Here is a 17792-nt window from a genome sequence, read left to right as displayed (position 1 = left end):
CCCGAAGGATTTTCAGGCCAGCAGGCCGAGCGCCTTGTCCAGTACCTTGTCGCCGCGCATGGTGCCGTAATCCATCATGTCGATAACCGCCACGGTTTTGCCCAAGGGCGCCGCCAGTTCAGCAAGCCGCGCATGTTCATATTTAACCTGCGGCCCCAACAGGACGATATCCGCCCGGCCGACGATACGTTCAAAATCCGCTACCGGTACAGCTTCAATCTCGATATCCAGCGCCCGTTTTTGGGCTTCGATTTTCATTTTTTGTACCAGCATGCTGGTAGACATTCCTGCGGCGCAGCATAAGACGATTGTTTGCATTTTTCAGTGTCCCGGTTGTTAGCCACCACGGCTGTTCAAATATAAAACAGCTATGTAACACGCTTGTAAATACCTTAGATCCATACGATTTGATTATGATTTTTATTTAATTGTTTAAAAACATACCATTATAGAAAAATCGTCATGAAAATTTTTTTCAACACTGTGATCTGCGATCGAGTTATGCCCGACTAGAAATTTCAATTTAGAGTTTTATCGTTTAAAAACAGCAGGATAAATAACCAGCGAATAAACATTGAGAGCAGCATCGTGTTTTCCAATAGGGCATATTGAAAATTATTTTCATTGGCTTATTCTGCGGGTTATCGCTTTATGCCGTGCGAAAAACAGGCTAGCTTGAAGCACAGGTGCCGGTTGGCATAACAGAAGGGACACTGCAGTCATGGATCTCGTTTACCACATTCAGTTTCGCCAGAGTCCGTTCAGCCGCCAGGAGGCGAAAATTGCCCGGACTATCCTGGACAACCTCAGCTTCACTTCAACGGCGACCATTGAACAGTTGGCGGAGCGAGCGGGCGTCAGTACCGAGATCGTCGCTCATTTTGCTAAAACCCTGGGCTGCCAGGATCTTAACGACTTTATCTCGCTGATGCGTACCCAACCTGTGCCGGCAAACCAGCCGGCAGCAGTAGCACAACCCGTGCTGGGCGGCATGGATATCGCCTTCGCCTCAGCCGCCGGTATTGGCAAGCTGCCCGGCGTCAGCCCCACGACTTTGAGTCGCTTTGCCAAATCCATCGGCTGTGAAGATATCGGCGACATCGTCTATCAGATCCGCGCGCGGCAAAACCAATTCAGTCAGCAGGAAGCCAAGGTCGCACAGACCATTCTGGACGATATCGCCTTCGCCTCTTCCGCCACTATAGAGCTACTGGCCAGTCAGGCTGGGGTCAGTCCGGCGACCATCACCCGCTTCGCCAAAACCATCGGTTGTGATGATATTCGCGATCTGCGTATGAAGCTGGCGCAGGCCAGCGTCAGTGGCTCACGCTATTTGAGCACCCAATCCACGCCCAATGGGCCTCCGCGTTTGTGGCTGCAACGCGTCAACGACGTGGAGACTACGCTGCATCAACAGCTGCAACAGGTAGAGCATTCGGCGTTAATCGACGCCAGCCAACAGGTGAGCCAGTCCAAAAGTGTGCATATTTTTGGCGTAAACAGCATGGCGCTGTACGTCAACGAGCTGCAACAACGCCTGGTGGGTTTGGGCTACCCTGCCTTTGCCTGCCAGGATGCGGCACTGATGCGCATGACCGCCTCTACTCTGAGCACACAGCAGTGCGTGATATTGCTGTCGATGAGTGGGGAAAATACCGATTTGCTCAATGCCGCCAGGCTGGCCGGCGCCACGGGGGCTTATCGCATCGCCCTGACCCCGGCAGGTAGCACGCTGGCGACGCTGGCAGAAAAGGTATTGCCGCTCAGTGGCGGCAGCGCTGCTCGCTACGGGCTGATGCTGACCCTGGACCTGCTGCTGGCACAGCTGCTGCCCGAGAGTTTGGGCGCACAAACAGAAGATTAAATCCGCACTGCCGCACCGTTCAGGTTTCCTCAGGATCTGCACGTCAGGCCAGGGCAACGACCTGAGGATTTTCCTAATTAGCCATCCAGATTGCCGCTGCCTATTGATAGGAATATTCTTACTACGCTATCGTTAACCTCCCACCTGGATATCACCCTAAGTGGAATTTGCACGATTTTATTTTTTATATGGCTTCTCTGCCAGCTTCGGCTGGCGCTTTAAATTTCATCAGCGGTAAAATTCCATGATCGATTACACCCTTTACGGTCTCAACGATAAAGATATCGAGACGTACCGTGAACAAATCTACAACTTGCTCGGTAAGGGCATTATTCAGGTGCTCTCCGCCAATCAACCCATCAGCAAGCAAAACATTCTCGCTTATCTGATCAAAGAGATCGAAAGACAACCCGATGACTACGGCCAAAAGCTGCACCGAGCGGCAATCGAAGTCATTGGCGTCACTGGCCGCTAAGGAACGGCATATGCAGTACCATCATCTCCATCACCGCCGCAGATAAGCACAGCCCCGGCTCAACGGCCGGGTAGTTTCGCCAGGCCAGAATGATGATTGTCGTTTGGCCGTCAGGGAATGATTTGGCGTTTGAATAGGGTAAAGGGATATCAGGAGGGTATGGCGAAGGGAGGGTCAGAAACAAAAAAACCGCCTCACGGCGGCTACGACATTACTACTTATTGCTTTGTTATTCTTGAATTTATTTTCCTGGTACCCGGGGCGGGACTTGAACCCGCACAGCCATAAGCCGAGGGATTTTAAATAATACAAGCCTTTCATATAAAACAATAAGTTACGAATAATCATCATGTTATCGAACCACCATCATTGCTCGTTATGACGCATTGTTTGTTTTTGCTGCCATTTACACGTCAATCCTTCTTGATGTCCTTCAAGTCTAAATACGCTAAAAAATCCCGCCCCTTTTGGCTCAAGATACAGCGTCTGCGGGATAATCCGGTTACCTTTTCCATTTCTGCCAACCCGTGAGTTATATAAACAGGGAATACAAAGTTCATAATATAATCAAACATTTTCGTCCCGTGGGCCCCCTCCATTACTCCTTTAATGAAATAACTCCTGTATGAAGTAAGGATTTGCAACGCAGTTCTATTAAGATCGTCTGGAATGTTATAAGTTTCTTCATCAAACTTATATTTTTTCTCACTTAACAAATTAGATATTAACTCAAACGAGTTTTTCTCTTTACCATCACCTCTATTTCTTATTTTTAACTTATCATTCTCTTTTCTTAGAGCGCCTATTTCTTCATTTAATTTACTTACTTCGTAAATTAAACCATTGGCATCAGGAACTTCATCTCCTGATACCCAGCCGGATAAATTCTCACGCTTGGCAAGCTCAGGCAAGCTCTCTAAAACAGCTAGGCGAATATCTTTTTCATCGCTAAAGTAACTAACCATATACGATGTTACTTTTTCTTTAAAATCAACCCACTTTTGATAATTAACTCTCTCGGCAAAATCAATATCTTCATTGACTTTTTCTTTTAACAATTCATCTTTTATAACAACTGAGAAAAGTGGTTTACCGCTTGTTACCGCGTAATCAAACTCTAATTCAGTATAGCACTTTCCGGATTTTGGCTCGATGGAGCCATATCGTCCACCGAGGATAAGCATATAAATATCAGACTCATCTATCCATTTCTGGATTGTATCCCATTGATTTTTATCCCCTGCGGTAAAAAGTTCCATCCCCGCAGGGATATGTCCACTTTTGAGAATAGCAGATACTGCCGCTTGACGTTCCTTCTTCAAATCTACATATGTGGAAGATATAAAAACTTGATATTTTTTCATGTTATTACTGCCCCTAACTATTTTAGCCACATATAATTAATCTAAAAAATCACACATCCATTTAACTTTACTAAGCATAAAAATTCAGTTACTTACACTCACCATTAAAAATCATAAAGTAATATGTGTTTGCGTTGCCATTGGGAAAGGAGTGTGTCACTTTCCTTTCCCTCATTTTAAGATTTTTTTTCTAGGTCATGATTTTTAGTTAGATGTTTAATGTAACCTAACCCTTTTGGTGTCATCACCACTCTCCGGCTCTGTGTACCAGCCATCTTTTCATATGTGGCTAATCCATAAGTTACTAGTATCGGGATAACATTATCAACAATAAAATTGACACTATCATATTGACTAAATTTGGTGGTAAATCCTGCCACTAATTTTTCTTTTAGGTGATTAACAATAGTTAGCAAGTCTGTTTCTGTATCCTTTTCTTTATTAAATGCTTCTGCATTCAGTATTAATTTTTTCTTAGAGAATTCTTTATCAATATCCTTGAACTCATCTTCATCATTATGAATTGACGCACGCTTTAATTTCGTTTCAAAAGCATCCCTTTCCTTTCTCAGTTTTCTATTTTCCTCATTCAACTTAGTAATTTCAGTTGTGAGCTGAGTAGTGTCTGGCGCATCAGCACCGGAAATCCATCCCGTAAGAAGCCTTTCGCTGGCTATTCTTGGTAGGCTTTCCATAACGGCAAGCTTAATATCTTTCGTGTCTTCGAAAAAACAAACCATATTGGACGTTACTTTTTTCTTAAACTCTGAGTATAAAGTCCTGTTGTCCAGCTCCATGACACTTTGCCCTAGGGCTTTAACTTTACTTTCAAGCGCATGATCGTAAATAACAATAGAGAAAAGTGGCTTGTTAGTTTCTAGCGCATAATTGTATTCAAGTTCGGTGTAGCTAAGCCCGGACTCTGGTTCTATTGAACCATACCGCCCACCTAGAATAAGAATATAAACATCAGACTCATCAATCCAGCGCTTTATTATATCCCATTGACTTTTATCGCTAGCGGTAAACAACTCCATACCAGCTGGTATGTCGCCATTTTTCAATATTGAAGAAACTGCCGCTTGTCTTTCTTCGATTAAATCAGTAAAAGTTGAAGATATAAATACTTGTAATCTCTTTCTCATATAGCATCCTAACTATTTATGTTAATGAAGATAATTTATCAAATGGATTTAATTTTAAAGCCGCATCTAAATGATCGGGGGCAAAGTGAGCATAACGCATTGTCATCATGATCGTACTATGTCCAAGAATCTGTTGCAGTACCAAAATATTTCCGCCACCCATCATGAAATGACTGGCGAAAGTATGGCGCAACACATGCGTACGCTGTCCGGTTGGCAGTTCGATACCAGCCCTTTTTAGGGCATGTTTGAAAGCGTCGTAGGATGTAGTGAAAAGCGAACCGCGTGTTTTCGGCAACAAGCTCTGCAATAGTTTTGATATGGGAACCGTTCTGTTCTTGTTGCTCTTGGTGTTAATAAACGACACGCGCCCAGGCAATACCTGAGATTGTCGCATTGACTCAGCCTCACCCCACCTCGCGCCCGTAGCCAAGCAAAGGCGAACTATAATGCCGAGGCTTTTATTTTCCGAATCATCACAGGCCGCCAATAGCCGCTTAATTTCATCAGGGTAAAGGAATGACAACTCCTGATCACCCTCTTTAAATTGGCGGATACCGTCCAGCGGGTTATTGCCCTCCCACTCCCCCAGGCGTTTCAGCTCCGAATAAACGGCATGTAAGTATGACTGTTCGCGATTAACAGTTGCCTCTTTTATCGTTTTTCGACCTTTTGCAAGCCATTCTCCTGCCAGCCGGCGCTCACGGTAAACGGCAAACATATTTTTATCGACCTCATGCGCCATAGGGTCGCCTAATCGTTCGCAAATGGCTTGAAGTTTCGAAAGTCGCGATTCCCCGGACGTCAGCGTTTTACCGTGCATGTCATACCAACGTTGGATCAGGTCGGCCAATTTAACCGCACCGTTTGCAACTTCGACGGCTTTTTTATTGGCCATGAGGCGGCGCTCATGCGAAAGCGCCTCTCCTTTCGTGGCGAACTGCTTTCGAACACGCTTCCCGTCACGCCCGTATGGGAAGCACTGGCACAACCATTTCCCCGACGGAAGTTTGCTGACAGCCATTAATTTTGTACCCACTTCATCATGACCATGAGCATCATTGCTGTTGATTTGACAGTTTGGTTAGTAAACATTTTCTTATTCTGAGCCGGGTCTGGTTCTGGTGCAAAAGCAGCATCAAGTTGTTTTACTAATTCAGAAGCATAAGGTTTGAAATCATCGACTGATTTCATTTTTTCGCTTATTTCCGGCACCAACAAATCTTTGCTATACAACCCAGCAATGAAATCAGCGCAGGTTGCAAGCTTGTCTTGCTGCGTTGCCTTTTGCCAAGTAATAGCATTAGCCTCATGCAGCGTTCCTCCTTGATACCAGCCTTTAGCTTGCACGCTATTAGCACTAAACACCAACAGAGTTATAAATATAAAAATTACGTTCTTAAATAAAAGTGCTAAGTGGGTGTTAAATCCTTTCATTGTCCCTCAACCTTTTTGATTGGTTTTGAATGCGCGAACGAATCGCCAACCGCCTGTATGTTTAAGCGTGCCGCGTCATCCATTGCGCGGTAATTTTCAATTAATTTTTGTTCTTCGACAGATATATCAGGTTGAGGGGTTTTGATTCCGGTAACAACATAAAGTATGTCAACCCCATGCTCAGCAATCGCAGAAAGGTATTTAGAGTCCGGGGACTTAACATCATTCTCATAGTTACCTTGAGAGTTTTTATGAATCCCACCGATTTCAGCTAGTTCGGCCTGAGTTAACCCTAACCGTCCCCTTTCTTCACGCAAGCGCGCACCCAAAGTACACATTATTTTGTGACCCTCTATTTACAAGACACAAAATTTTGTGTCTAATGAATGTCATGGATAACTAGTGGATCACAATATAACACTATGAAACAAGTCAATCATGCGCCGCGCTCGCGTTTGCCGGGCGGAATCGCTGCAAAAAATCCGATCCCTATGCGCCTATCAGACTCTGAGCGTGCGGATTTGGAAGCCATTGCAGCTAAAGAAAGCCGTTCAATTTCAAGCATGGCGCGCCTGGTATACCTGCGCGGCATCGAATCAATCCTGGCTGAGTGACGAGGTAAGTCATGGGGAACACCACGATAAACATCACCGTTCCTACCGGCTACGTTTCCCTTGATGCCTATGCGGAAATGACGCAGTTACCGATCGGCACCTGTCGGCGCATGGTTAGGGATGGCCGAATAATCATCCGTCCGAAGGTGAATCCGAAGGACAAGATCGAAGTTAATCTCGTCGCCATGCTGAAAGATGCAATAGCCAACAGTTGAGGCGGAAAAATGCAGCCAATTGAATACGCTATCACCAAAATAAGCCGCAATTCATCACGCTATCGCGGTTTTGTCATTACTTACCGCCCACGCACGGCTGTAACACCGTCTGCCAGGTATGAAGTCAGCCAGGGTGATCAGTCTTACGGCTTGTTCGATGCGCAAGCGCAGGCAACCGGCTATATCGACCAACTTTACGCACAACACCAGGTGGCAGCATGAAACAGGCTTATATCATTTTGGTTAACGACCTGCTTACGCAATATCACGGCAAGGCACAAAATATTAATGCGGCCAGTGCAATAGCTCCAGCAGTCCGCGCCGTCTCATTGAATGACCACGCATTCCGCCTAAGTATTGGACTCACCGGATTATTGAGCGCCGCAGAAGCATCAGGCGACGGCGTAGCCGCTGCTGTTATTGATGGATTGGTGTCACGCTGCAATAACGGTGATATCCCCTTTCCACGCGAAGCACCGCGTTTCATCTGATTGCCGGGAAAGCCCGGCCCTATCTGGTAGCGCACCTTTCCATTAATGGTGGGTGATTGGCGTCACAGGGTGCGCTACCAAATAGGCAATAAAGTATGAGGTATTTTTATGAGCATGACGGCAGAACAAGTTAAATCGGCTGGAAAGTTCGTTAATAACGCCAAGCAATTGCTTGCTAACGCAAGGAATAAAAATCATACAGCCTGTTTTTATGACAAGTTAATGAAGGCAGAAAAAAAAGCCATCTGCACATTGGCAAATACAAATAGCCGCGTAGAGCTAACAGCACAGCACATAAATATGAAGTTTGAAGATATGAGCATTGCTGAACGTCGGGCTATTTATCGCGGTATTAAAGCACTCCAAAAATTAAGCCTTACCATTCCCACATTAATGCATCTGGGCGATTGCGACTAATAAACCACGCCTAATTAATGAATGAAAATCAATGCTGCCTCTACGGTGGCGGGTTTCTCACACCCTGAATTAAGGATGGGCTATGAACGATGTTGAACTAATGGAGCTACTAACAGAAGCCCGCCGCGCCTCGCGGTTGCAACTTCTTGAGCTGTTAAGCACACGGATTGAGCGTTTGGAAGCCGACAACGCTACCCGTGAACAAATTATTTCCATGCTGAAAAGCTGGATAAGTGCCCGTCAAAATGTTGGGGCCAGTAAATCCCAGGGGGCTGCACTGTGATAACACTTGCTGGCACCGCTACCAATCCAGACATCTACCGCAAAGCCATTTCTTTATTAACTCAGTTTCGCCGAGGCAATCGAGTATTTCGCCGTATTAAGCCACACGGCTACCTGAAAATAGATATTGGCTATCGCTGGCGCTTGCTGAGTAAAAACGGCGGCAAGGATTGGCGGTTAATGACTCACGAAACATACAACGTGGAATACCGGAAATGACAGGTTTCACAGTTGCATTTGCCCTAGCCACCTTCTGGGCCGTCATAGCTTTCGGGCTTGTCGGTCTGTTTGCCTACCGTTACTGCAAGTTCTGCCGGGCTTTTAATCGGAAGTTTTTGCAGCCCGAAGAACGTAATTACGACTAAGGACGCCTGATGGCTGATCAAATCGACATGGCGCAGGAACGGCACCAGCTAATCCTTGACGCACAAATCAAAAACGCCCGCCCGCAGCCTTGCGGGCCTTCTGCATTCCGCTGCGAAGAATGTGGCACAGCCATTCCTGAGCCGCGCCGCCGCCTGATACATGGTGTCACTACCTGCGTGCACTGCCAGGAACATCGCGAAGCCAAATCACGACACATGAAGGGGTAAGTTATGACGCCACAATTTTACGCAAATAAATGGATTGCTGAGAACAGCGTGATCTTGGATACAGAGACAACCGGCCTTGGTGAAGATGCCGAGATCGTAGAAATCTGCCTTATCGATTGTACTGGAAAAGTTTTGCTTAATACGCTGGTAAAACCCAAATATCCCATCCCTCAAGGGGCGACCGATATCCACGGCATTACCAACGACATGGTAGAAAATGCACCAACTTGGCCAATGGTTTGTGCGCAGTTTTGCACCTTGGTTGGTGGCAAAACGGTTGTAATTTATAACAAAGACTACGATCTCCGCCTGCTTATCCAGACCGATAAAGTATGGGGTGTGACGCCAAGATTTGATGTCAAAGGCCATCCTGATTTTGCTTGCGCAATGATCGCGTATGCAGAGTTTTACGGCGTTACAGATGAGCGTCGTGGCACTTACAAATGGCAAAGGCTGACCGCAGCAGCGGATCAGCAGGGCGTCAAAATTGAAGGAACGGCACACCGCGCACTTTCCGATTGCCTGACCACGCTCGGCGTTATCAAGGCAATGGCCATAGGCGGCAAAGCCTCTACAAAGCTAAACGCGCAGTCAGCCGTCAATACCCTTCAACAGTTATTTAAGGCAGACACCGACGCCATCACCGCGTTGGTCGATCATCGCGTTGAATGCTCTGAATACTTCGCTGGAATGACTACGGCTACCGTTGGCCAGCATGCTGATGGCGCTTATATCGTCGGCCTGATCGGTATTATCAATGCGCTAATTTTCCCTGATGTACTCGCAGCGGTGTACGAAGGTAACGAACTCACAGGTTTCACCGTTGCTGACATTTCAGCGAAAGCAGGTGACGCATGAGGCCCGCGCTGAAATGGCTCGGCAGCAAAGCCAGTATCATCAACACACTGCGCCAGCATCTGCCAGAGGGTAAGCGCCTGGTTGAGCCGTTCGTTGGCTCCGCCGCGGTGTTCCTCAATACCGATTACGACAGCTATCTGCTTTGTGACATCAACAGCGATCTGATCAACTTCCACAACGTCGCCAAAAACCAGCCTGTTGCACTGATTAGGGAGGCTCGGAATCTGTTTAAACAACAGGCCGACGAAGTTGGTTATTACGCAGTCCGTGCTGATTTTAACCTGCGTTGTGACAGCAACTTCCTGTATCGCGCGGCGCAGTTCCTTTATCTGAATCGCCACGGTTATAACGGTGTTTGCCGCTATAACCTTAGCGGTGATTTCAATGTGCCGTTCGGTCATCGAAAAGCGCCCTATTTCCCCGAAGACGAAATCCACGCATTCGCTGAGAAAGCGCAGGCTAAGAAAGCCATTTTCCTGTGCTGCACGTTCCAAGAGACGATCCGAATGGCACAGGCTGGTGATGTCATTTATTGCGATCCGCCCTACATCCCTGCATCAAAATCCGCCAATTTTACCAGTTACCACACCGACGGTTTTACCAGCGAACAGCAGCGAAAGCTGGCCCGCATGCTGCGCATTGCCGCCCGCCGTGGCCGCCACGTTGTGGCATCAAACAGCGAAACAGCCGCTGCTCTTGCGCTGTATTCCGATTTCAATATCACCACTACAACCGCCCGCCGTTCAGTCAGCGCCAATGCCGCTGGCCGCACTCGCGCCGGTGAGATCATCGCAACTATGGGGGCATCAGTATGAATGCAGTTATCAATGTTATTACCGATAAAATCAGCAAGTTATTCCTTGGTAGACCAGCAGTAAAAGTTGGCGATGTGACCGTATGGGGGGATTTCACCAATGCCGAAAAAGAGCGCCTTTGCCTCGTTCTTGTGGGTAATCAAAAAATAAGAGAATTGGAGGAAAAAGATAAGCGCATAACTGCACTCGAAAACAAATTGGCAGTACCGGTAAAGCTGCCGAGGCGCTCGAAACTAGGATCAACTGAAGATTGGTACCAAGGTTTTGCTGCTGCTGAGGAAGGAACAATAAACGACTGTGCGACTGCCATCCGCGATGCCGGTTTTAACGTTGAGGTTGATGGGAGCGCTGAACAATGACCGATTACAGCCAGTTAAGCGACTTCGAAATAAATAAACGTGTGGCTAACACCCTTGGCTATACCTTCCAAGGCGTTGGCTGGGTCGATGGCCTCGACGGCACTTATAACTACATCGCCAAAACAAAAGACGGCCACCGAGAGGTTTTGCCGGAATATTGTAAATCTCCGGCGTACTCATGGGAGATCGTCGTTAGGCACAAAATTAATATCAAGTTCGCCAGCAACGGCATCAAAGAATGGTGCAAAGCACAGGCCCCAACTGGGCATGAGTTTACCAGCTTGGCAGATCGCCCACTACGTGCGGCTATGATCGTCTTCCTGATGATGCGGGAATCGTCGGCACGAATTGATGATGTCAACATCGGCTGGATAGAAAAAATAATGCCAGGTAATGCCGAGTGACGCGTAAGCACACCGGACGCATAGCACCATCCCCGCCGCTGCCATACCCTGGCAGCGGCGCACCTGCTTTTGAATGGGCCTATTCATGGAACGCGCCGCGCCCGGAGATCGACCCGTCGCTCAACCGCCCAGCCGAAATAGACAGCCAGAGCGAAGAACAGATCGCCGCCACCCTGCGCGCTCATCATCTGCTAGAACTGCAACCACAGCTGATCCAACGTGATGTGCGCTACCACATCAGCAAGCTGGAAGAATCCCAAGGCATCCGCCGGGGTAATACATACTTAACGAAAAACTTTGTTGAACGTGTATTGCCACGGCTTGATCTCGTCAGTGAAAAATACCGCGTTTCCGATAACAACAGCGATGCAGCACTATGCCACCGCTTTAATCGTCTTCCGGACTCCGGGCGATCTGACATTGAACTACTGGCGAAAGATATCGCCGCTGTCATCAAACAAGAGCTGAGCGTAGTAGATGAGGAGACTGGCCAATCTTCTGAATTATTGAGCGTGATGGCGCTATATAAAGGGGCCGCCGCACTTACCCGCCGGTTTAAGCAAAAGCCGCCACTGTGGGAAACCTACCTGTCTGACCGGTCGAAGATGACCGTTGAAAATACCAAGCCGGAAGTCATGCGCATGATGTCAGAGGAATGGTGGCTGCGCCGTTTGCGACGCCATGCCGACCGCTGGAAAGAGCACCTGCATATTGCCATTGGCCACGTCAGCAAAAAAGCCACCCCCTACGCCAGTCGGCCAACCGTCAGCGATTGGAGGGAACAGAAGCGGCGCACCCGTGAATTCTTAAAATCAATGAATCTGGAAGACGAAGAAGGCAATCGCTTTTCGCTGATCGACAAGTACGATCACAGCGTTGCAAATCCGGCCATCCGTCGTTGCGAATTGATGAACCGCATTCGTGGTTTTGAGGATATTTGTAATGAAATGGGATTCATAGGTGAGTTTTACACCATCACGGCTCCTTCCCGCTTCCATGCCACCAACAGACATGGCCACCGCAATCGCAAATGGTGCGGAGCCAGCCCGGACGAAACTCAACGTTATCTGCGTAATGTGTGGGAGCGCGCCCGCGCTAAGCTGCACCGTAAAGGGATCCGTATCTTCGGGATCCGCGTAGCAGAGCCACACGGCGACGGCACACCGCACTGGCACATGCTGTTATTCATGCGCCCAGAGGTAGTTGGCCAGGTGCGCGACATCCTGCGCGCCTATGCTTGCGTAGAAGATGCCGACGAACTGTATAGCGAGCGGTCAAGAAAAGCCCGTTTCCACGCCGAGGCCATTGATCCAGAAAAAGGCAGCGCCACCGGTTACATAGCTAAATATATATCAAAGAATATCGACGGATATGCGCTTGATGGCGAACTGGACGACGACAGCGGCAAGGAATTGAAGGAGGTCGCCCCGGCAGTTTCCGCCTGGGCAGCCCGGTGGCGCATTCGTCAATTCCAGTTTATTGGCGGCGCGCCGGTAACGGTGTTCCGTGAATTGCGAAAGATGTCAGATCATGAAACTGCCGTTGGCCTTAGCGTCGACTTTGCCGCCGTGCATGATGCTGCCGACTATGGCCACTGGGCTGAATACGTCAACGCCCAGGGCGGCCCATTCGTCCGCCGTGATGATCTGATTGTCCGCACCTATTATGAACCGGCAGAAACCACCAACGACTATGGCGAAGATGTGATCCGAATTCGGGGCGTATTTTCCCCGCAGGTCGGCATCGACACGCCGATCATCACCCGCACAAAGGAATGGAAGTTTGTTCCGGCCCGAGCCGTTGACCTGGCCGTTGACCTTAAGGGCGCGCCCGCGCCCTCTCGGAGTTCTGTCAATAACTGTACGGTGCAGCCGGGAAGGTTAAAAACCAAACAGCTTAAGGAGCCGCCGCCATCGCCTGAAAACATCGATTTTGAGCGAATAACCGACAAAGAACGGCGGTTGATGCTCCGGCGGATACGCAGCGCACCGCAAGAACCAGTGAAAAAACCATTTATGGCAGTCGCCGAGGGGTTCTCTTTGCCAGATGAGGGGCAGTATTTGCCACCAATAAGGTCGGTACTGCCAGATCCAGCCAGCAATAAGCGGTGGCGGGAACAAGTGCGCCACGAGCAAGAGCAACGTGCCCTGGCTTATTTCAGTTTGGATGATGGCCAGGAGGCTGAAAATCACCGGCCATCCACGGCCAGCGCTGGCATTAACACAATCAAGCGACCACTCAGCAAGCTGGAGCGCCAGATTGACAGCTTCGCCGAGTCCGTCGGTTTCAGCCTGGACGCCTGCATTTTGAAATCGCTCGCCAATGGAGCAACGGTAATTATTGATGGTCAACGCTACCGGGCACGGGCTGACGGTTGCTTGTACCCGCAACCAGCACCAGCCGTCTCTACTGCATTAACGCGTCTTAATGCGCTATGGCATCAACAGATACCAGAACAAACACGCATTGTTGGCAACTACTTGAGAAAAGAAGCAATAAAACAGGAGTCGGAGGAATAGCATGACCACATCCGCAGAACGTAAACGCACCCAACGCCAGCGCGATAAAGCGCAAGGTATCACCACGATCACCCTGCGCGTGGACAGTCAGGAAATGGCGATGATTTTGGAAGGCTGCGAGCAACGCAGGATTGCACGAGAACCCTATGAGGTAACGGAATACTTGATCGGCCTTATCCGCCAGGACAATAAGCTGTTGCATAAGCAGGTGGCAGAACTGCGCAAAAGCAGTTGCGGGAAGTGTGGCGATATGCTGCCAGGTGATCCAGGTGGCTGCTGCATGCAGGGTGATTCCCAGTGTTGGCAGACCACCGGTTACAAAAAGCTGATGCTGACAACGCTGTAGAACTTTCGCCAGTCGAGAATAGCAGCGCCGGAGAAATGACGCAATCAAAATGAATTAATATTCACAAAAATGAATAACGCCAGCCCGGAGACATAAAAACCTGCATATTACCGCTCCCACCAAAGCGCCTCTACGCCACGTAGCGAGGCGCTTTTTCTTTGCATCATCGTTCACACCACGAAACCGATCGCCGCCCACGATTGCAACCATGCAACGGGGGCGGTCTTTTGCGGCCATAACGAAGGGAAACGATCTCCATCGATCCCCTAATCCGTGCCGTCCCCCCCGCCCCCGCGCTGCATACTTAAGAATTCACTTTTCATGCAGTAGGAAAAAAGTGATAAAGCCTTGCATGCTGCGGCTTTGAGGGGTGATTAGGTATGCAGGGAACTATGCAGATTGTTGCACTTAGGATATGCGGCGTTTTTTTGGCAAAGAATCACTTTCGATCTCTGCAAAAACCGCTATTGCGGGTTGAGTGCCGACATAGAGCACGCCGGGCGACTTGACGTTATCCTGCCACGTCACATTTTTATTTTCAACAGTCGTGTGACATGTCATTTTAATCAAAATAAAATGCCTGTGACATGTCACACCTTCCAGCAATCAGGAAGCTAGATATGAATAATTTTGCATAAGAACGCAAAAAACCGCCTTTCGGCGGTTAAGGTGGTAACATGTTAATTTACTAACTTATTAAGCTAGTAAATTAAGCGTCAGGCTTCAACAACTCATAGGGTTTGAAGCTGATCACTTCTTCCCCTGCCCATTCGTTAAGTTCGCATAGCCGTTCCTGCAATGGGGCCAGCTCGTTAATCGCGAAAACCCGTGCGGCTTTCTCTACATCCCCAAAACCACCGGTATTGTTCGGCAAAATCCCCATCAATTGCGGCGGTGTGCGCTGGGCGGCAAGCTGATCATCGCGGGTCACGTTTTTGATGTTCAAAAACTCGTCCTTTGCCGCGACCTCGGCCAGAGGGATCAGTTGTAACCCGTCCGGCTTACCTCCAGGGGCATACATAAACAGGTTTCGGAAGTTACCCGGCCCTTTTGACTCTTTCAACGCTTTGCGCAGGTTATCGATATCCTCCTGCTTGTGCGCCGCATCGTTCATGTACAGGATAAACCCGGCATGACTGCCGTTGAGGTAGTATTTCCGGCGGAACAGCGTCGCCGCCTCGTTCAGCCAGATAGAGTTAAGTGAGGAAAGGTATTCAGGAACGCCGTAAATCTCCTGGTTAATATCAGGATCCATCAGGTGAAAAATAGAACCCTCCGCAAACTGATGCGGCTCCATCCATGATTGCACGAACCAGTAAGAGTCAGTTTCAACACCACGGCGGGTGTATTTCGCCAGGCTGGGGGCCAGCTTCATCAGGCCGCCCAACCGGTTATAGCGCCCCTCAATAAAGCTGTTGCCGAACACCATAAAATCCTGCGCATAGCGGCTAAAATCCTGCTTTGACAGCAGCCGGTGAGGCTTGAACATGCTTACCAAAATATTGCGCTTCATGGTGATCGGTGAACTGTGATGCACTGCTGCGCGGAACGTTTTCGCCAGGCCACTGAAAGAGATCGGCGGCTCATACCAACGGTCAACAATGCTGCACTCCAGATAGTCCAGGATTTCACGCCGATCCAGCATCGGGATCGGGTCGCCGAAGGTGAAGGCCTCTACATGCTGCGCGCCGCTTTGTTTCTGCGTGATCGGCTGGGTATTTTTGTGGCCCCGGTTGCGTTTGCTCATTTAAAAAATCTCCATAAAACCTGTATTGCTACCGGTTGCCCCTTCGAGCGGTTCATTGAATAAGGCGTGCATGACCGCCCAGGCCACATCACCGTGGCTGACGCCTTCGGCGCGGCTGGTGACGTAGGTTGCCCGCCGGCCCGTTGCGGTCATCTGCTTGCGGATGGACATAAACGCCTGGGCGATATCCAGCGCACCGGCGTCAAACTCCAGGCGGCCAGAGCGGATCACATCGCGGGCTTTCAGCACCAGGTCGGTTTTCATTTCAAGGCTGTAGTTGATGGCGTTAACCGCCGGGAAGAACTGGCGCACCAGTTGCGACACTGCACGGCCAAGGCCGGTGTTATCGATGCCGATATAGGTCACGTTGTAGCGCTCTGTCAGCGCCTTGATATTTTTGGCCTGGGCGGAAAAATCCATGCCGCGCCATTGATGGCGCTCCAGCACGCGGAACTTGCCGCCCGCAATCAGCGGCGGCAGGATAACCGCACAACCTGCGCTATCGCCGTTTTCAGAACTGGCCGGGTCATAACCGATCCAGACTTCCCGCGCCGCCACCGGGCGTAATGCGAAGGGTTTGACGTCAGTCCAGTGCTCCCAACTGTCGACCATGCAACGCTGCATTTCCCCCATCGGGAACACCGACGCGGTATCGTCAATGAAGTTACACATGAACAGGTTTTCAAAGTCTTCATCACTGTTCTCTTCGCGCAATTCATCCAGATCAAACAGGTCACAGCCACCGCGTAACGCATCCTCAATGGTGACAATCTGGCGAAACTGCTTATCTTCACAGAGCAGGCCACTGGCCAGGCGTTTATAACTAACGTCAATTTCCCGGCGTCTGTCCTTCGATTTCCCCTTGTTAAACAGCGTGCCATTCCAGAATGAATAGGCTTCATGGGTCATGCTGGACGGGGTAGAAAAGTACGTTGAGCGGTAGCGCGTTTGCGACGCCATACCCGATGCGGCCCGGCGCAACTTCTTAAAGCCCGGGATCCAGAAATATTCATCCAGATACAGGTTGCCCGGTCGCCCCTGGGCGGTGTTGGAGTTGGTGCCTAAGAAGTGCATTTCCGCCGCGTTTGGCAGAATGATCGTTTCTCCGCGCAGCTCAACATCAACCTCCTGCGCAAAGGCCATGATGTAGTTTTTGAACTGGTGCGCCTGCGCTTTCGAGGCAGAAACAAACATCTGATTGCGGCCCGTGTCCAGGGCGTCGATCAGGGCTTCACGGGCAAAATAGTAGGTTGCGCCAATCTGGCGACTTTTCAGGATATTGCGGATACGGAATTCTTTCGACAGTCCAGCCCGGTACCAACTGCGTTGATACTCAAACATCTGTTCAAGAAAGATTTCTTTCAGCCGGGCGTGTTGCTCATCCGTAAAGGCATTTTTCTGCGTGCGTTTGCGCGGGCCAGCGTTACGGGCGGCAATGTTGGGGTTAAGATCGGCCTCATTCCCGCCGCCGTTGTATTTCCCTATGCGGGCGTGTCGCTCCGCCTGGCGGGCCAGCAGGTCAATTTCTTTGAGGTCGCGCCCTTCCTTCTCCGGCTTTAGGATCAGTTGGCAATACCGGGCGGCGGTCGTGATTTGCATCTGGTCGAGCGGGCCGTAATCGTCCCACTTGTCGCGACGTTTCCAACTGTGTACCGTGACGGGATTCTCCCCGATCATCTCGGCGATGCGGGTCACTCGCAGCCCCTGCCAGTAGAGATACATCGCTTGACGACGGGGATCCAAATCGGCACTGATAGTAATAGCACTCATGCGTAATCAGCCTGAATTTCAACGTTTCAATGCCGAAAGGCTACCTACCCGCTACCGCCAACACCCTTAATGCACCT

26 protein-coding genes are annotated in these 17792 nt (G+C 49.5%); 16 read left to right on the top strand and 10 right to left on the bottom strand.

Annotated elements, in window-relative coordinates:
* Nucleotides 1-12: 12 nt before the first annotated feature.
* A complete protein-coding gene (locus tag NHG65_RS09390) occupies nucleotides 13-318 on the bottom strand; it encodes a PTS sugar transporter subunit IIB (protein ID WP_099061657.1) in 306 nt (101 codons plus the stop codon).
* Nucleotides 319-721: 403 nt separating this feature from the next.
* On the opposite strand from NHG65_RS09390, the gene NHG65_RS09385 reads away from it, so the two are divergent.
* Nucleotides 722-1864: a MurR/RpiR family transcriptional regulator gene (locus NHG65_RS09385; protein WP_219015894.1), complete on the top strand. Its 1143-nt coding sequence runs from the start codon at nucleotides 722-724 to the stop codon at nucleotides 1862-1864.
* Between the two features lie 244 nt (nucleotides 1865-2108).
* On the top strand, nucleotides 2109-2339 hold the full coding sequence (locus NHG65_RS09380; RefSeq protein ID WP_099061659.1) for a biofilm development regulator YmgB/AriR family protein: 231 nt from the start codon (nucleotides 2109-2111) through the stop codon (nucleotides 2337-2339).
* On the opposite strand, the gene NHG65_RS09375 is transcribed toward NHG65_RS09380, so the two are convergent.
* The 6 genes from NHG65_RS09375 to NHG65_RS09350 all read right to left on the bottom strand — a co-directional run bounded on the left by NHG65_RS09375 (nucleotide 2326) and on the right by NHG65_RS09350 (nucleotide 6623).
* A complete protein-coding gene (locus NHG65_RS09375; RefSeq protein WP_499183209.1) occupies nucleotides 2326-2523 on the bottom strand; it encodes a hypothetical protein in 198 nt (65 codons plus the stop codon). The genes NHG65_RS09380 and NHG65_RS09375 overlap by 14 nt on opposite strands.
* Before the next feature lie 229 nt (nucleotides 2524-2752).
* Nucleotides 2753-3703, bottom strand: coding sequence for a DUF4062 domain-containing protein (locus NHG65_RS09370; RefSeq protein ID WP_499183208.1), 951 nt, complete (start codon nucleotides 3701-3703; stop codon nucleotides 2753-2755).
* Between the two features lie 176 nt (nucleotides 3704-3879).
* Nucleotides 3880-4848: a DUF4062 domain-containing protein gene (locus NHG65_RS09365; protein WP_499183207.1), complete on the bottom strand. Its 969-nt coding sequence runs from the start codon at nucleotides 4846-4848 to the stop codon at nucleotides 3880-3882.
* 16 nt (nucleotides 4849-4864) lie between these two features.
* Entirely contained in the window at nucleotides 4865-5872 is a 1008-nt protein-coding gene (locus NHG65_RS09360) for a phage integrase (RefSeq protein WP_261279115.1), read from the bottom strand.
* Entirely contained in the window at nucleotides 5872-6285 is a 414-nt protein-coding gene (locus NHG65_RS09355) for a hypothetical protein (RefSeq protein ID WP_499183206.1), read from the bottom strand. The genes NHG65_RS09360 and NHG65_RS09355 overlap by 1 nt, the downstream gene beginning before the upstream one ends.
* A complete protein-coding gene (locus NHG65_RS09350) occupies nucleotides 6282-6623 on the bottom strand; it encodes a helix-turn-helix domain-containing protein (RefSeq protein WP_261279113.1) in 342 nt (113 codons plus the stop codon). The genes NHG65_RS09355 and NHG65_RS09350 overlap by 4 nt, the downstream gene beginning before the upstream one ends.
* 84 nt (nucleotides 6624-6707) lie before the next feature.
* Between NHG65_RS09350 and NHG65_RS09345 the strand changes: the two genes are divergently transcribed.
* From NHG65_RS09345 to NHG65_RS09315, 7 genes are all read left to right on the top strand, one after another.
* Nucleotides 6708-6899 carry a hypothetical protein gene (locus tag NHG65_RS09345; protein WP_499183205.1) on the top strand — a complete coding sequence of 64 codons (192 nt, stop codon included), beginning with the start codon at nucleotides 6708-6710 and terminating at the stop codon, nucleotides 6897-6899.
* An 11-nt stretch (nucleotides 6900-6910) separates the two neighbouring features.
* Nucleotides 6911-7114, top strand: coding sequence for a DNA-binding protein (locus NHG65_RS09340; RefSeq protein ID WP_261279112.1), 204 nt, complete (start codon nucleotides 6911-6913; stop codon nucleotides 7112-7114).
* 9 nt (nucleotides 7115-7123) lie between these two features.
* Complete coding sequence (locus NHG65_RS09335) at nucleotides 7124-7336, top strand: hypothetical protein (RefSeq protein ID WP_499183204.1); 213 nt, start codon at nucleotides 7124-7126, stop codon at nucleotides 7334-7336.
* Complete coding sequence (locus NHG65_RS09330) at nucleotides 7333-7605, top strand: hypothetical protein (RefSeq protein ID WP_261279110.1); 273 nt, start codon at nucleotides 7333-7335, stop codon at nucleotides 7603-7605. The genes NHG65_RS09335 and NHG65_RS09330 overlap by 4 nt, the downstream gene beginning before the upstream one ends.
* A 108-nt stretch (nucleotides 7606-7713) precedes the next feature.
* Nucleotides 7714-8022, top strand: a complete 309-nt coding sequence (locus NHG65_RS09325; RefSeq protein WP_261279109.1) for a hypothetical protein — start codon at nucleotides 7714-7716, stop codon at nucleotides 8020-8022.
* An 82-nt stretch (nucleotides 8023-8104) separates the two neighbouring features.
* Complete coding sequence (locus NHG65_RS09320) at nucleotides 8105-8305, top strand: hypothetical protein (RefSeq protein ID WP_261279108.1); 201 nt, start codon at nucleotides 8105-8107, stop codon at nucleotides 8303-8305.
* Between the two features lie 32 nt (nucleotides 8306-8337).
* Entirely contained in the window at nucleotides 8338-8523 is a 186-nt protein-coding gene (locus tag NHG65_RS09315; protein ID WP_390900490.1) for a ParE family toxin-like protein, read from the top strand.
* Nucleotides 8524-8546: 23 nt separating this feature from the next.
* Here NHG65_RS09315 and NHG65_RS09310 read toward each other — a convergent pair whose 3' ends face one another.
* Entirely contained in the window at nucleotides 8547-8714 is a 168-nt protein-coding gene (locus NHG65_RS09310; protein ID WP_499183509.1) for a hypothetical protein, read from the bottom strand.
* Here NHG65_RS09310 and NHG65_RS09305 point away from each other — a divergent pair.
* Genes NHG65_RS09305 through NHG65_RS09275 form a run of 7 tightly spaced genes read left to right on the top strand, consistent with a single transcriptional unit; the run spans nucleotide 8679 to nucleotide 14198 of the window.
* Entirely contained in the window at nucleotides 8679-8897 is a 219-nt protein-coding gene (locus NHG65_RS09305; RefSeq protein WP_499183203.1) for a TraR/DksA family transcriptional regulator, read from the top strand. The two genes, NHG65_RS09310 and NHG65_RS09305, sit on opposite strands and share 36 nt — an antisense overlap.
* 3 nt (nucleotides 8898-8900) lie before the next feature.
* Nucleotides 8901-9755, top strand: coding sequence for a 3'-5' exonuclease (locus NHG65_RS09300; RefSeq protein ID WP_499183202.1), 855 nt, complete (start codon nucleotides 8901-8903; stop codon nucleotides 9753-9755).
* Nucleotides 9752-10570 (top strand): Dam family site-specific DNA-(adenine-N6)-methyltransferase, encoded by an 819-nt coding sequence (locus NHG65_RS09295; protein ID WP_499183201.1) that lies wholly within the window; start codon nucleotides 9752-9754, stop codon nucleotides 10568-10570. Before NHG65_RS09300 ends, NHG65_RS09295 begins: the two co-directional genes overlap by 4 nt.
* A complete protein-coding gene (locus NHG65_RS09290) occupies nucleotides 10567-10929 on the top strand; it encodes a hypothetical protein (protein WP_499183200.1) in 363 nt (120 codons plus the stop codon). The genes NHG65_RS09295 and NHG65_RS09290 overlap by 4 nt, the downstream gene beginning before the upstream one ends.
* Complete coding sequence (locus NHG65_RS09285; protein WP_499183199.1) at nucleotides 10926-11333, top strand: phage protein NinX family protein; 408 nt, start codon at nucleotides 10926-10928, stop codon at nucleotides 11331-11333. Before NHG65_RS09290 ends, NHG65_RS09285 begins: the two co-directional genes overlap by 4 nt.
* A gap of 38 nt (nucleotides 11334-11371) precedes the next feature.
* Nucleotides 11372-13852, top strand: a complete 2481-nt coding sequence (locus NHG65_RS09280) for a replication endonuclease (protein ID WP_499183468.1) — start codon at nucleotides 11372-11374, stop codon at nucleotides 13850-13852.
* Between the two features lies 1 nt (nucleotide 13853).
* Nucleotides 13854-14198 (top strand): hypothetical protein, encoded by a 345-nt coding sequence (locus tag NHG65_RS09275; protein ID WP_499183198.1) that lies wholly within the window; start codon nucleotides 13854-13856, stop codon nucleotides 14196-14198.
* A gap of 709 nt (nucleotides 14199-14907) precedes the next feature.
* Here NHG65_RS09275 and NHG65_RS09270 read toward each other — a convergent pair.
* Together NHG65_RS09270 and NHG65_RS09265 are read right to left on the bottom strand one after the other, a co-directional pair.
* A complete protein-coding gene (locus NHG65_RS09270; protein WP_499183197.1) occupies nucleotides 14908-15945 on the bottom strand; it encodes a phage portal protein in 1038 nt (345 codons plus the stop codon).
* Nucleotides 15946-17715 (bottom strand): terminase large subunit domain-containing protein, encoded by a 1770-nt coding sequence (locus NHG65_RS09265; RefSeq protein WP_442477092.1) that lies wholly within the window; start codon nucleotides 17713-17715, stop codon nucleotides 15946-15948.
* Nucleotides 17716-17792: the final 77 nt, after the last annotated feature.

It is taken from the genome of Serratia myotis (assembly GCF_027474885.1).
Lineage (GTDB): Bacteria > Pseudomonadota > Gammaproteobacteria > Enterobacterales > Enterobacteriaceae > Serratia > Serratia proteamaculans.
Note: the sequence above shows the minus strand (reverse complement) of the source record. Positions and strands in the feature narration are given on the sequence as shown.